10 protein-coding genes are annotated in these 15180 nt (G+C 61.7%); 9 read left to right on the forward strand and 1 reads right to left on the reverse strand.

The features are described from left to right. The first annotated feature begins 27 nt into the window (after positions 1 to 27). From HUX88_RS16780 to HUX88_RS16800, 5 genes are all read left to right on the forward strand, one after another. Positions 28 to 1818 (forward strand): acyl-CoA dehydrogenase C-terminal domain-containing protein, encoded by a 1791-nt coding sequence (locus tag HUX88_RS16780; protein WP_176362502.1) that lies wholly within the window; start codon positions 28 to 30, stop codon positions 1816 to 1818. A gap of 18 nt (positions 1819 to 1836) precedes the next feature. After that, complete coding sequence (locus tag HUX88_RS16785) at positions 1837 to 4236, forward strand: 3-hydroxyacyl-CoA dehydrogenase/enoyl-CoA hydratase family protein (RefSeq protein WP_161092774.1); 2400 nt, start codon at positions 1837 to 1839, stop codon at positions 4234 to 4236. Positions 4237 to 4293: 57 nt separating this feature from the next. Continuing rightward, positions 4294 to 4743 carry a PaaI family thioesterase gene (locus HUX88_RS16790; RefSeq protein ID WP_026334897.1) on the forward strand — a complete coding sequence of 150 codons (450 nt, stop codon included), beginning with the start codon at positions 4294 to 4296 and terminating at the stop codon, positions 4741 to 4743. A 43-nt stretch (positions 4744 to 4786) separates the two neighbouring features. After that, positions 4787 to 5983 (forward strand): acetyl-CoA C-acyltransferase, encoded by a 1197-nt coding sequence (locus HUX88_RS16795; protein WP_117014358.1) that lies wholly within the window; start codon positions 4787 to 4789, stop codon positions 5981 to 5983. Between the two features lie 70 nt (positions 5984 to 6053). Beyond that, positions 6054 to 6833, forward strand: coding sequence for an enoyl-CoA hydratase (locus HUX88_RS16800; protein ID WP_176362503.1), 780 nt, complete (start codon positions 6054 to 6056; stop codon positions 6831 to 6833). A gap of 314 nt (positions 6834 to 7147) precedes the next feature. On the opposite strand, the gene HUX88_RS16805 is transcribed toward HUX88_RS16800, so the two are convergent. After that, positions 7148 to 9538 carry a hypothetical protein gene (locus HUX88_RS16805; RefSeq protein WP_217916356.1) on the reverse strand — a complete coding sequence of 797 codons (2391 nt, stop codon included), beginning with the start codon at positions 9536 to 9538 and terminating at the stop codon, positions 7148 to 7150. A gap of 714 nt (positions 9539 to 10252) precedes the next feature. Between HUX88_RS16805 and HUX88_RS16810 the strand changes: the two genes are divergently transcribed. The 4 genes from HUX88_RS16810 (at position 10253) to HUX88_RS16825 (ending at position 15164) form a co-directional block, all read left to right on the forward strand. Next, positions 10253 to 10852 (forward strand): hypothetical protein, encoded by a 600-nt coding sequence (locus HUX88_RS16810; RefSeq protein ID WP_176362505.1) that lies wholly within the window; start codon positions 10253 to 10255, stop codon positions 10850 to 10852. Positions 10853 to 10924: 72 nt separating this feature from the next. Continuing rightward, complete coding sequence (locus HUX88_RS16815) at positions 10925 to 11998, forward strand: SGNH/GDSL hydrolase family protein (RefSeq protein WP_176362506.1); 1074 nt, start codon at positions 10925 to 10927, stop codon at positions 11996 to 11998. A gap of 104 nt (positions 11999 to 12102) precedes the next feature. Further along, a complete protein-coding gene (locus HUX88_RS16820; RefSeq protein ID WP_176362507.1) occupies positions 12103 to 14463 on the forward strand; it encodes a glycoside hydrolase family 127 protein in 2361 nt (786 codons plus the stop codon). 101 nt (positions 14464 to 14564) lie between these two features. Next, positions 14565 to 15164: a PEP-CTERM sorting domain-containing protein gene (locus HUX88_RS16825; RefSeq protein ID WP_176362508.1), complete on the forward strand. Its 600-nt coding sequence runs from the start codon at positions 14565 to 14567 to the stop codon at positions 15162 to 15164. Positions 15165 to 15180 lie beyond the last annotated feature (16 nt).

Here is a 15180-nt window from a genome sequence, read left to right on the forward strand (position 1 = left end):
CACTACAAAAGTCATCAGGAGAAAATCATGGGTCAATACGTCGCGCCAATCCGGGATATGCAATTCGTTCTGCACGAGTTCCTGAAAGTGGAAGAGGAACTGAAATCGCTGCCGGACTATTCCGAAGTCGATGCCGACATCATCAATCAGGTGCTGGAAGAAGGCGGCAAGTTCACCGCCGAGGTGCTGTTCCCCCTGAACCACTCGGGCGACCGCGAAGGCTGCAAGCACGACGCCGCGACCCACACCGTGACCACGCCCAAGGGCTTCAAGGAAGCGTACAAGCAGTACGTCGACGGCGGCTGGGCGGCATTGGCCTGCGATCCTGAATACGGCGGCCAGGGCCTGCCGGTGGTGCTGAACAACTCGTTCTACGAGATGCTGAACTCGGCCAACCAGGCATGGACCATGTACCCGGGCCTGTCGCACGGCGCCTACGAGTGCCTGAAGGAACACGGCACCGACCACCAGAAGAAAGTCTACCTGCCGAAGCTGGTCTCCGGCGAGTGGACCGGCACCATGTGCCTGACCGAACCGCACTGCGGCACCGACCTGGGCATGCTGCGCTCGAAAGCGCTGCCGCAGGCCGACGGCTCCTGGCTGATCACCGGCAACAAGATCTTCATCTCGGCCGGCGAGCACGACATGTCGGAAAACATCCTGCACCTGGTGCTGGCCCGCGTGCCGGACGCGCCGGAAGGCTCGAAAGGCATCTCGCTGTTCCTGGTGCCTAAGTACCTGCCGAAGGAAGACGGTTCGGTCGGCGAACGCAACCCGATCACCTGCGGCGCCATCGAAGAGAAGATGGGCATCCACGGCAACTCGACCTGCCAGATGAACCTGGACGGCGCCAAGGGCTGGATCATCGGCCAGCCGAACAAGGGCCTGAACGCCATGTTCGTGTTCATGAACGCGGCCCGCCTGGGCGTGGGCATGCAGTCGCTGGGCCTGACCGAGATCGCCTACCAGAACGCGCTGATCTACGCCAAGGACCGCATCCAGATGCGCTCGCTGTCGGGCGTGAAGAATCCGGAAATGCCGGCCGATCCGATCATCGTCCACCCTGACGTGCGCCGCATGCTGTTGACCGGCAAGGCCTACGCCGAAGGCGCGCGCGCCTTCACCTCGTACGTCGCGCTGCAGATCGACCGCGAACTGCACCACCCTGACGAAGAAGTGCGCAAGGAAGCGGCCGACGAAGTCGCGCTGCTGACCCCGATCGTCAAGGCCTTCATCACCGACAACGCCTGGATCGCCACCTCGGAAGCGATGCAAGTGTTCGGCGGCCACGGCTACATCTCCGAGTGGGGCATGGAGCAGTACGTGCGCGACGCCCGCATCAACCTGATCTACGAAGGCACCAACACCATCCAGTCGCTGGACCTGCTGGGCCGTAAGATCCTGGGCGACAACGGCGCCAAGCTGCGCAAGTTCGGCGAGAAGATCAAGGCCTTCGTGGAGGACAACGGCACCGACGAAGCGATGAGCGAATTCGTCACCCCGCTGGGCGACCTGGGCGACAAGGTCACCAAGCTGACCATGGAAATCGGCATGAAAGCCTTCCAGAACCCGGACGAAGTGGGCGCGGCATGCGTACCTTACCTGCGCGTGGTCGGCCACATGGTGTACAGCTACTTCTTCGCACAGATGGCGAAAATCGCCCTGGCCAAGGAAGACAGCGGCGACAATTTCTACAAAGCCAAGCTGGCCACGGCGCGCTTCTACTTCGCGCGCCTGCAGCCAGAAACTGCAACCCTGATTCGCCAGGCACGTTCGGGCTCCGCCAACCTGATGGCTCTCGACGCCGACCTGTTCTAAGAACCTAGAGGAAACGACATGACCAATTTCATCGTTAAAAAAGTAGCCGTGCTGGGCGCCGGCGTGATGGGCGCGCAAATCGCCGCTCATTGCGTCAACGCCAAAGTGCCAGTCGTACTGTTCGACTTGCCTGCAAAAGAAGGTCCGAAGAACGGCATCGTGCTGCGCGCCATCGAGAACCTGAAGAAGCTGTCGCCTGCGCCGCTGGGCAACAAGGACCACGCCGCGCTGATCGAAGTGGCCAACTACGAGGACGACCTGGCCAAGCTGGCCGAGTGCGACCTGATCATCGAAGCCATCGCCGAGCGCATGGATTGGAAGCACGACCTGTACAAGAAGGTCGCTCCGCACATCGGCGCCAACGCGATCTTCGCCTCGAACACCTCGGGCCTGTCGATCACCAAGCTGTCCGAAGGCTTCGACGCCGACCTGAAATCGCGCTACTGCGGCGTGCACTTCTTCAATCCACCGCGTTACATGCACCTGGTCGAGATCATCCCGACCGAGTTCACCAAGCCGGAAATTTCCGACCAGCTGGAAGGCTTCCTGACCACCACCCTGGGCAAGGGCGTGGTCCGCGCGAAAGATACGCCTAACTTCATCGCCAACCGCGTCGGTGTGTTCGGCATCCTGGCGATCGTGCACGAAGCCGAGAAATTCGGCCTGTCCGTGGACGTGGTCGACGACCTGACCGGCTCCAAGCTGGGCCGCGCCAAGTCGGGCACCTTCCGCACCGCGGACGTGGTCGGCCTGGACACCATGGGTCATGTGATCAAGACCATGCAAGACTACCTCCCGAACGATCCGTTCGCCGCTGTCTACAAGACTCCAGCCGTGCTGGCGGGCTTGGTGGAAAAAGGCGCGCTGGGCCAAAAGTCCGGCGCGGGCTTCTACAAAAAGGTGGGCAAGGAAATCCAACGCCTGGACTTCGCCACCGGTGAATACGTCGCCGGCGGCGCCAAGGCTGCCGACATCATCGCCCGCATCCTGAAGGAAAAAGATCCGGTCAAGAAGATGAAGGCCCTGCGCGAATCGACTAACCCACAAGGCCAGTTCCTGTGGGCGATCTTCCGCGACGCCTTCCACTACATCGCCGTCCACCTGGACACCGTGGCCGACAACGCGCGCGACATCGACTTCGCCATGCGCTGGGGCTTCGGCTGGAACGTCGGCCCGTTCGAAACGTGGCAGGCCGCCGGCTGGTCGCAAGTGGCCCAGTGGGTCAAGGAAGACATCGAAGCCGGCCACGCGCTGTGCAACGCGCCGCTGCCGGCCTGGGTGTTCGAAGGTCCTGTCGCTGAAAAAGGCGGTGTCCACACCGCTGAAGGTTCGTGGTCCGCAGTATCGAAATCGTTCGTGCCGCGCTCGTCGCTGGCCGTGTACGACCGTCAGCAGTTCCGCGCGCCGGTACTGGGTTCGGGCGAAGCCAATGGCCGCACCGCCGGCACCACCGTGCATGAAGACGACGACGTGCGCCTGTGGCACTCGGGCGACGACGTGCTGGTGATCTCGCTGAAAACCAAGATGCACGTGATCAGCCCTGGCGTGATCGCCGGCTTCAAGAAGGCATTGGCCGAAGCCGAGAAGAACTTCAAGGGCCTGGTGATCTGGAGCGCGGACGCGGCCGACGGCGGCGCGTTCTCGGCCGGCGCCGACCTGCAATCGGCACTGCCTGCGTTCATGCAGGGCGGCGCGAAAGCGGTCGACCCGATCATCAAGGAACTGCAAGACACCTTCATGGCGATGAAATATTCGAACGTGCCGGTGGTGGCTGCTGTGGCTGGCCTGGCGCTGGGCGGCGGCTGCGAAATGGCGCTGCACGCATCGAAGCGCGTGGCCTCGATCGAATCGTACATCGGCCTGGTGGAAGTGGGCGTTGGCCTGATCCCTGCGGGCGGCGGCTTGAAGGAAGCGGCAGTGCGCGCGTTCAAGGAAGCCAAGGGCACCGACATCCTGCAATTCCTGAAGACCGGCTTCACCAACGCGGCCACCGCGAACGTGTCGAAATCGGCTCTGGAAGCGCAAGCCATGGGCTACCTGAAGGAAGACGACGTGATCGTGTTCAATCCATACGAGCTGCTGCACGTGGCCAAGGTGGAAGCACGCGCCATGTTCGACAAGGGCTACCGCGCGCCGCTGAAGGCGCCGGTGCAGGTGACCGGCCGCTACGGCTGGGGCACCATCAAGGCCCAGCTGGTCAACATGCGCGACGGCGGCTTCATCTCGGCGCACGACTTCAAGCTGGGCGACATGATCGCCGAGATCGTGTCGGGCGGCGACATCGACCAGGGCTCGTTCGTCAGCGAACAGTGGCTGCTGGACATGGAGCGTAAAGCCTTCCTGGAGCTGCTGAACCATCCGAAGACGCAGGAACGCATCATGGGCATGCTGCAGACCGGTAAGCCAGTCCGCAACTAAGGGCGTATGTCGATCCTGAAGCTGGTGTTTAAAGTTTTACTGCGCGTGAGGCCTAGCATGGTGTATGACCGTATCAAGCAACAAATGATGGACACCTTGCCCTTCGTGCGCCTGCTGGGGATCAGGATCGACGAGATCGGCAGCGGCACTTCGAAAGTGTCGATGCCGGAAGACCCGAAGCTCAATAACCACCTGGGCACGCAGCACGCCGGGGCCTTGTTCACGCTGGCCGAGACGGCTTCCGGCGCGGCCATGGCGGGCGGCTTCGCGGAGCTGATCCTGGGCTTGCGGCCGGTCGCCAAGGAATCGCGCATCCAGTACCAGAAAGTAGCCAAGGGCGCCACCCGCGCCGAAGGCCGCGTCCCTGGCGATCTGGCCGCGCTGAAGGCCGAGCTGAAAGAGCAGGGCAAGGTGGCGTTTCCGGTGGAGGTCGACATCTTCGACGCCGCCGGCACGCTGGCCGCACAGGTTCAAGTGGATTGGTATTTATCCGAGAAGCGGGCTTAATCGTTCCGCATAGTCTTCGATCAAAAATTTTCGAAAGAACAAAATGAGCAAACAAATTCAAGACGCATACATCGTCTCTGCCACCCGCACCCCGATCGGCAAGGCGCCGCGCGGCATGTTCAACAAGACCCGCCCGGACGACCTGCTGGTGCGCGTGCTGCAATCGGCCCTGGCGCAAGTGCCTGGCCTGGATCCGGCGCTGATCACCGACGCCATCATCGGCTGCTCGTTCCCGGAAGCGGAACAGGGCTTCAACATCGCCCGTCAATCGGTGCTGCTGGCCGGCCTGCCTAAGACCGTTGGCGGCGTCACCGTCAACCGCTACTGCGCATCGGGCATCACCGCGCTGGCCATGGCCGCCGACCGCATTCGCGTTGGCGAAGCCGATGCGATGATTGCCGGCGGCGTCGAGTCGATGTCGATGGTGCCGATGATGGGCCATCACCCATCGATGAACCTGAACATGTTCACCGACGAGAACGTTGGCATGGCATACGGCATGGGCCTGACCGCTGAAAAAGTGGCGACCCAGTGGAAGATCTCGCGCGAAGCGCAGGATGCGTTCGCTGTTGAATCGCACCGCCGTGCCATCGCCGCGCAGCAGGCCGGTTTCTTCAAGGACGAGACCACCCCGGTCGAGATCATCACCCGCACGCCTGACCTGGCGACCGGCGAGATCAAGATCAAGACCCGCACCGTCGACACCGATGAAGGCGCACGCGCCGATTCGACCGTGGAATCGCTGTCCAAGCTGAAGCCGGTGTTCGCCGCCAAGGGTTCGGTCACCGCCGCCAACTCGTCGCAGATGTCCGACGGCGCCGGCGCGCTGCTGGTCGTGTCGGAGAAGTTCCTGCGCGAGCACAACCTGACTCCGCTGGCCAAGTTCTCGTCGTTCGCCGTCAAGGGCGTGCCACCGGAAATCATGGGTATCGGTCCTAAATTCGCGATTCCGGATGCGTGCAAGGCCGCCGGCATCACGCAGGACCAGCTGGACTGGATCGAGCTGAACGAAGCGTTTGCCGCACAGGCGCTGGCCGTGATCGGCGACCTGGGCCTTGACCCAGCGAAGGTCAACCCGATGGGCGGCGCGATCGCCCTGGGCCACCCGTTGGGCGCGACCGGCGCGATCCGCGCCGCGACCGTGGTGCACGCACTGCGCCGCAACAACCTGAAGTACGGCATGGTGACGATGTGCGTCGGCGCCGGCATGGGTGCTGCTGGTATTATCGAACGCGTGTAAGCTAAGCACGGAATCATAAAGAAGGGCGCTGCGGTTCAACCACGGCGCCCTTTAATCATTTGGAGATCACATGGATATTTTAAGTAGCAAGACCAACGGCGTGCTGACGCTGGAATTCAACCGCCCGGAACGCAAGAACGCCATCACCTCGGCGATGTACCAGAGCATGGCCGACGCCATCAACGACGCGGAGCAGGACGCCGCCGTGCGCGCCATCCTGATCGTCGGCAAGCCGGAGATCTTCACCGCCGGTAACGACCTGGAAGACTTCATGAAGACCTCGCGTCCGGCCGACGGCTCGGGCATCGAAGAGCGTTCGGTGTACAAGTTCATGATGGCGCTGAGCGGTTCGACCAAGCCGGTGGTGGCTGCGGTGGCTGGTGCGGCGGTCGGCATCGGCACCACGCTGTTGATGCATTGCGACCTGGTCTACGCTGCCGACAACGCCAAGTTCTCGATGCCGTTCGTGCAGCTGGGCCTGTGCCCTGAGTTCGCGTCGAGCCTGTTGCTGACGCAGATCGCCGGCTACCCGCGCGCCGCCGAGAAGCTGATGCTGGGCGAAGCCTTCCTGGCGCAGGAAGCGCTGGAGATGGGCCTGGTATCGAAGATCGTGCCGGCCGCCGAGCTGCGCGCTTTTGCCGAAGGCCAGGCCGCCAAGCTGGTCGCCTTGCCGGCCAGCTCGATCCGGGCCACCAAGCAGCTGATGAAGGCCACGCGCAAAGGCCCGGTGACGGAAGCCATTGCCGCCGAAAACAAATTCTTCGGCGCCATGCTGGCCGCACCGGAAGCGAAGGAAGCGTTCACCGCCTTCTTCGAGAAGCGCAAGCCGGATTTCACCAAGTTCTCGTAGAACTTGATTCGGGCCCGGCGTATGGGGCGCGTAGTGCTCTGAGTGGCTTTTAACTCAGGACATCACGCCTGATTGGACGGGAGCTGGTTAGCCGGATCCCGTCGGATTTCAGCGCAAAGCGAGGGGCGCCATCTCGCCTTTGATTTGCCTTGTGATTTCAAGCGTCTGGTAACTCGGTTAAGAAAGCGGGATCAAACTGTGAATTTTCAGGGGGGCCGTCAAGACTCGGACACCGACCGAATTGATGGCGCCATTTGAGCGATGACCAGTTGTACCAATGACGGCTTCGGGGCGGAATCTGAAGCAACTCCACCTCAAAAATAAAACTCACGCACTTGGTTGCATGTGGGGCATACCCTGTGTAAGGGGTTGGGGCCAATCTGCTGTGAGTAATTCGCTACAGGCGCTAATGATGGCACATGGTCCTGTCTCAAAGGAGACGCATTAGGTATATCCCATCCAAGCGCAACATTGCCGTTAGCGTGCCCCTTCAGGTTTGCATCCGGTAATAAGGTCCCGGGTGCCAGCTCCAATGGGTTGAAAAATTGATTGCTGGTGTAGTCGGCCACAGCGGTATTGAGTCGGTTAAATTCCCCGGCACCATGAGGAGCGACGCCCCATCCTGCAGTCTCGTAATTAAGAAGTGCTGCCGCTCTGGGATGTCCATCGTTTTTTGTATTTCGGCGACGGTAGCAGTGGGCGCCCGCAATTGTTCCGCTCAGACGTGTCCCGTAGGAATACACAATTTTTGCCGTAGGTGTGCACTGAACATCGCCCGGCCAGTACTTGCTCGCTGGCGCTGGGGGAATGTGCCACAACGCTGAGTTGTGGTTTGGTGGGTCTGGTATCCAACTATCGGAACCATGGTGGGTCGCCACGAGTCCAACAATGTGGATTGGTGCGCTGCCCGCTGCGCCATTTCCAGATGCATGGTGTTCTCGCAATTTCCGCCAGGCTGCCATCGAAGGAATGTGCTGATAGCCTGCGTCGCCAGGTAAAAGTACATAGCGCTCATTCTGCGTAATCTGGGCTGAGCTTCCCATAGGTATGAGTGATTGGGGGCCTGCTGGAAGTGGCAGTAGTGCGCCCGCTGCAGCTGCTGGCAGTGGCACTTTCCAGCAGGTGAGTGCCCGCCCCCAAACCGGCTGCCAGCCCTTTTTCCTGAGTTTTACCGCGCCTTTTACTCCGGACGGCGCCCTTTTGCTATTCCATTTCGTGCCGGGCGTAGGCGAGACACATACCATTTGTTCTTGCTTAGTGCTTTTAGGCGGGAAGTCCAGAATCATGCCTCCGCATTTGATAAAATCCAATGCACTGATGGCCCACCCTCCAGCCCAAGCGACATTCTGGATTGACGGTACGTACTGGCCGCCGTTGACGGTTGGCAGCGATATGCCCCCTGCTGGGATCCAGAATGCGGCGCCGCCCCCTTGGACTTGACCAATACTACCGGCGGCTGTGTTCGGAGGGAGAGCGGCAGGAAGGAGCTGGTGCGCGCCCGCCGGCACGGCGATGAGTTTGCTGTGGAAGGGAAGGGCGAGGTTTTCGTCCATCCACTGGCCACCCAGGCCGCCGTGGCAGATCAGGGGATGGTTTAGTACCATGCCAGCACCAGTGGTTGGCGCTGGCATCGGCTTGAGTCTCTGGCCAAACATCGGCAACGCAGTCGCTGCGGGAGCGGCGGCTGGGTCCTCGGCCACACGCACGTAGGCAACTAGGCCATCGTCGTTGACCGGATTTCCGTTCGCGCGTTCAATGAAGCCAAAGTCGGTGGGTACATGACCAGCTGGGGCATTAGACGGCCAGATGATGAGCATCGCGCCATGAGGCGTTTCATTCAGTAGGCGTGCGTAGAGCTCTCGTGCTGCAACACTGCCGAACAGCTGCTGTGGCGCCATCCAGCGGCGACGCAGGGCGTCTGGTTGCATGCGCACCATCGCGTAATGGTCGTAGTCCCAATGGGACAGTATCATCGCCGCATCGGCGCACACGCAAGGGTGATCGGGCAATTGTTGGTAGGTGTTGAGGTTTTGAGGCGCTGGCAGACCGTAGTCGACATATGCCCGGATTTTTCCCGATTCATCGTAGAGCGCGATATTGTTGCCAGCGCCGATTGAATTGACGCCGACAAAAGGCTGATACCAGTTTGGCGTTATCTCTGGAGTCGCTGAATCGGTTGGCTTTCCGGGTGGAGTACCAACGTTGGTTCTTGGTGACGTACCAAAGCGACTAATACCAGCTGGCGTTGCAAGGAATGCTGCAATTCGTGGATCGCTCTGTGGGAAATGCAGGCCTTGCAGGAGCGCTTGCAACTCGCTGGAAAGACTTTTAAACTGGACTAGCTCGGCTAGCATTACCGGTCCATCTTGGTCCATCGTTACCCCGATGTTGGCTACGATGATTTCTCCGTCGTCCGCTGGTTCTCGTAGTGAATCGAGCACGCCCACGCGCTTGCCCGCAAGAAAATACCAGTTGCCCTCTTGTATAAGGATTTCTTTTAAAGATCCTGGCCCGAGCATGGCTTCCTGCAGCGACACGGGGGCTGGTTGCTGCGCGTTCGTCATAAACATCATGTACTGCAGGTGCGCCTCATATAGGCGGATACGTAGCGGCTCGGGGAGCTCATGGTATCCCGTCTGTAGCGATTTCCCCTTCAGTTCACTCACCAGTGCCTTGCCTAGGTCACGCAATTTCAGTTGGCTCACTGTCTTGAGGAACCATAATACGTCGACTGATTCAAAACGCATGCAGCGGAAGCTGTTAGAGCCGCCACCTGATTCTTGGGGGGCGTCCTCGTGAAGAAATGCGAAATTGCAGAAAACCATAGGGATGCTCGGTCTCAGAATTTAGATTGTGGGAATTACATGGTATCGTGATTTGGAACTGGGGGAAATGCCCAAAGTCGGCCAGCTCCATTTCAGTATTGCATAGGCTTGGATATTGGGTGCTGATTTGCACGGAATGCAGATGGAGTAATTTCGTTTCTCCTGACAAGATCGCGAGAAATCTCACTTCCCATGGCGGCCTGTCTCAAATTGGCTGGCAATGATAATTCTAAGCAATTGAAATTCGTTCATTTCGGCCTCTACTTAGATGTCATTTAAAGGGGGGGCTGTCTTATTCCATCTCAAAAACGTAAAGCAGCCGCAGCGCGACGCTAGCACGATCATGTTAACGCTGAGAGGTGCCAAAAAGGCGATTACATTTATGCGATGGCAGGCGCTCTATAAAGGAAACCCAATTCTGAAGCCAGCGACAATGCGGATGCGTTTTCGGTGATCGAGTAGGAAGCTCATGCGCACTCTGATTTAGTGGTTTTTAGTTCCGAAAATAGCGCGGAGTCGTACGAAATGTCGGTGGTTAGTATAGGGTAGTAGTGGCTAGCGCGTTTTAGTAAAAGCCGAAAAAAATAGACCCCCATGAATGCATACCAAAATTTCTTCGATTTCTTTTCAATGAACAACGGGGAACGCCTGGATGGTTTGAGCGAAATCTATTTCAGCGGCATGAGCCGTGATGAGCGCGCGATGGCGTTCGAGTACTTGTTGAAAATGGTGCTGGAGGGCGGTAGCTGGGAGAGTGTCAACGGGCTGTTCATCGCCGACGCGGAGCGTGCGGCGCTTGTCGTCAGGAAGTTGTTGGACGCTCACCAGCTACGCGAAGATGCCGAGATCGCGGCCGCCTGGAACCTCTATTGCCTGCAGCCAGATTCGTCATTGATTCCCGTGTTTATCCGGTTGATGTCGAGCGGTGACAAATACAATCGCGCGCATGCCGCCTTCTACGTGCCGGCCGATGATTTCACACCGGAGCTGGACTCGGCCCTCAAAGGCATGATCCGCACGGAGACGGAGACCCTGCCATTGGTGAACGCCACCAACAAGTACCTCGAATGCCACGGCATCACCAGGGAGTCGGTGAGCAAGGAAGAGTTTTCCCGTCTCTATCGCGGCCTGCGCAGCGACGAAGCCGGCGTCAAGGAAGCCGTGTTCAACGAACTGAAAAATCTGCTTCAATAGAACGATGGTCGGTTAATCGTTTACCATGCCGGTAAAGCTCGATTTGACGGGCATCGGACAGGAGACGATTTGATGAGGTTCACAGCAGGATTGGCGGCGTTGTTGTTGGCCGGGCAGGCGTTCGCGGGCGTGGCGGTGCAGCCGGACGATGCGCAATTGCGCTACACGGGGCGCATCGATTTCGCCGACCGCGCGCGGCCCATGTTGTCGTGGCCCGGTACCAGCATCGAAGGGAACTTCACCGGCGCCAGCCTGGCGGTCAAGCTGGACGACCAGTTGGGCAAGAACTTCTTCAACGTGTTCATCGACGGCGACCTGGCCAGGCCGGCGGCGGTCATCGAGGCCGCGCAGGGCGGCAAGACCTACGCGGTGGCCAGCGGCCTGGGGCCGGGCCCGCACCGATTCCTGATCACCAAGCGCACCGAGGGCGAGGAGGGCGGCACCGTCTTCCAGGGCCTGGAACTGGCGGACGGCGGCAAGCTGCTGCCGCCACCGCCGGCCAAGCAGCGCCGCATCGAGTTCTTCGGCGATTCGATCACCACCGGCATGGGCGACGAGTCGCCGGACGACGGGCCGGATCATCTGCTGAAGGACAAGAACAACTTCCTCTCCTATTCGTCGGTCACGGCGCGGGCGCTGGACGCGGAGGCCCACATCATCTCGCAAAGCGGCATCGGCGTGATGATCAGCTGGTTCCCGTTCACCATGCCGGATTTCTATGACCAGCTGAGCGCCGTCGGCAACAACGACACCCATTGGGACTTCCGCTCGTGGACGCCGGACGTGGTGGTCATCAACCTGTTCCAGAACGACCGCTGGCTGATCGACCGCGAGAAGCGCCTGTCGCCGGCGCCGGACGATGCGCAACGCGTGCAGGCCTACAGCAGCTTTGTGCAGAAGATCCGCGCGCTGTATCCGCAGGCCTACATCGTGTGCGCGCTGGGCAGCATGGACGCGGTGCAGGAAGGCTCCAAGTGGCCGGGCTACGTGCGCGCGGCGGTGGACCAGATGCGGCAAGGCGGCGATCGGCGGATCGACACCATCGTGTTCCCGTGGACCGGCTTCGGCGGCCATCCGCGCGTCAAGCAGCACCAGGCCAACGCCGCGCAACTGACCGCCTTCATCCGCCAGAAAATGGGCTGGTGAGCGCCGCATTGTGCGGATTTCGTCATCCTTTTAGCGGCGCCGTCACAAGACGGCCGCCGCGACTGCACGTACATTAGAGGATGGCCATCCACCATGGGGTAAGTATGCATCGTCGACAGGTATTGCAGGGCGCCGCCGGACTGGGGCTGATTTCAGGCTGGCCCGCCGCCGCCAGAGCGGCCACCGCCGCCACCGGTTTTCCATCCACCGCGCGTGCGCTGCCGCTGTCGTCGGTCCGGCTGCTGCCTTCGATCTACGCCGATGCGCTGCAAGCCAACCAGGCCTACCTGCTGCGCCTGAGCGCCGACCGCTTCCTGCACAACTATCACCGCTTCGCCGGCCTGCCGACCAAGGGCGCCATCTACGGCGGCTGGGAGTCCGACACCATCGCCGGCGAGGGACTGGGCCACTATCTGTCGGCGCTGTCGCTGATGCTGGCGCAGACCGGCAACGCGGCGCTGAAGCCGCGCATCGATTACATCGTGGCCGAACTGGCGCGCGTGCAGCAGGCGCACGGCGACGGCTATGTGGCGGGCTTCATGCGCAAGCGCGCGGACGGCACGGTGGTCGACGGCAAGGAGATCTTCCCCGAGATCGTGCGCGGCGAGATCAAGTCCGCAGGCTTCGACCTGAATGGCTGCTGGGTACCGCTGTATAACTGGCACAAGGTCTTCGCCGGCCTGTTCGACGCGCAGACCCACGCCGGCAACGCCCAGGCGCTGCAAGTGGCGCTTGGCTTGGCGGGCTATATCGACAAGGTGTTCGCCGCGCTCAGCGACGATCAGGTGCAGCAGGTGCTGGCCTGCGAGCATGGCGGCATCAACGAGAGCTTCGCCGAACTCTATGCGCGCACCAACGACCAGCGCTGGCTGGCGCTGGCGCGGCGGCTGTACCACACCAAGGTGCTGGCGCCGCTGACGCAGGGCCGCGATGAACTGGCCAACCTGCATTCCAACACGCAGATCCCCAAGCTGATCGGCCTCGCGCGCCTCCACGAGCTGACCAGCCGCCGCAGCGACGCCGACGCCGTGGACTTCTTCTGGAAGCGCGTCACGCAGCACCACAGCTACGTCATCGGCGGCAACGGCGACCGCGAATACTTCTTCGCGCCCGACAGCATCGCCACCCACATCACCGAGCAGACCTGCGAGGCCTGCGCCAGCTACAACATGCTGAAGATGACGCGCCATCTCTACAGCTGGGCGCCGGACGCCGCCTACTTCGACTACTACGAGCGCACGCACCTGAACCACATCCTCGCGCACCAGAACCCGCGCACCGGCATGTTCACGTATATGACGCCGCTGATGTCCGGCATGGCGCGCGAGTACTCCAGCGAGGACAACGACTTCTGGTGCTGCGTGCTGTCCGGGATGGAGAGCCACGCCAAGCACGGGGATTCGATCTACTGGGAGAACGGCGACACGCTGTTCGTCAATCTCTACATTCCATCGACGGTGGAGTGGAAGGCCGCGCGGCTGGAGCTCAACACGCGCTATCCGTTCGAGGGCGACATCGACCTCAAGGTGCGCCGGCTGGCGGGGCCTCGCCAGTTCACGCTGGCGCTGCGCGTGCCGTCGTGGGCCGGCGGGCACACGGTGCTGGTCAACGGAAAACCGCAGACCGCCAGCAAACATAAGGGCTACTTGCTAATACGCCGGCGCTGGCGCGCGGGCGACAGCGTGCGCCTGTCGCTGCCATTGGACCTGCGGATGGAAGCGGCGGCCGGCGACGACCATGTGGTGGCGCTGCTGCGCGGCCCGATGGTGCTGGCGGCGGACCTGGGCGCGGCCGACAAGCCGTTCACCGGACTGGCGCCGGCGCTGGTGGGCGCCAACGTGCTGGCCGCGTTCGCGGAGGCGGACAAGAGCCGGGCCGTGTACCGCAGCGTGGGCACGGGCCGTCCCGGCGACATGAAGTTCACGCCGTTCTTTTCGCAGTACGAGCGGCGCGCGGCGGTGTACTTCAACGTCTACACCGAGGCCGAGTGGGCGGCGTCGGAAGTCGCCTTCCGCAAGGAGGAGGCGCGCCTCAAGGACTTGGCCGAGCGCTCGGTCGATGTCATGCACCTGGGCGAGATGCAGCCGGAGCGCGACCACGACCTGCAATCGGCGATCTCCTATCCGGTCGCCTACCGTGGCCGCAATGGACGCGATGCGCGCACCGGCGGCTACTTCAGCTTCCGCATGAAGTGCGCCGACGGCCCGCTGCTGCTGCAGGCGAGCTACTGGGGCGAGGAGCGCAACCGCGATTTCCACATCAGCGTCGACGGCGAGCGCATCGCGCGCGTCACGCTCGATGGCGGCCAGCCGGGCGTGTTTGTCGATCAGGAATATCCTGTGCCGGAGCGCATCACCAGCGGCAAGCGCAGCGTGGTGGTGCGCTTCGATCCCGAGCCGGGCCACACCGCTGGGCCGGTGTTCGGCGTGCGCCTGTTCACGCAGCGCACGGGCATGTCGTCCTGAGCGCGGCGTCGCGCACGCGAGACAGCGCGACTTGAATGTTGGCCAGCCCATGCTATTCTGGTTTTCTATCTTATCAATTTTATATTGCTTAAGGAGAAGACATGAAGAAGCTCGCGATTGCGCTGGCCTGCCTGGCCTGCGCCGGTTCCGCCCTGGCCGATACCAACGTCGCCCTGGGCGGCGGCGTGACGCTGACCGGCGGTGGATTCTGGAATAGCGGTGAATGGGGCTTGGGCGTGCCGGCCTTGCCATCGTCGGTCACGGACGGCGTCTACCTGCCGATCCAGACGCAGTGGAACCTGGGCACGGTGTTCTGGAGCGGCGACTACGGCGCCGATTCGGTGACCATCACCCTCAACCAGGCGGCGATGGTGAACCAGCTGAACATCCAGGCCGACAACGACAACCTCTACCGCATCCAGTACCGCGACCAGGCCAACACCTGGCACGACCTGGCGGTGATGGCGCCGCACCTCTCATGGGGCATGGACAACGGCAGCACGACGCTGGACACGCCGGTCGCGGCCACCGCCTTCATGATCAGCGGCGCCGCCGGCCGCGGCGACAACCACTTCGCCGTCTCGGAATTCCAGGCCATCGGCACCGTCATCCCGGTGCCCGAGCCGGCCGGCTACGCCATGCTGGGCGCCGGCCTGGCCTTGCTGGGCTGGACCGCGCGCCGCAAGCAGCGCCGTTCCTGAGCGTACGCCGCGCTGA

The organism is Duganella sp. BJB1802, from assembly GCF_013369445.1.
Lineage (GTDB): Bacteria > Pseudomonadota > Gammaproteobacteria > Burkholderiales > Burkholderiaceae_D > Rugamonas > Rugamonas vulcania_A.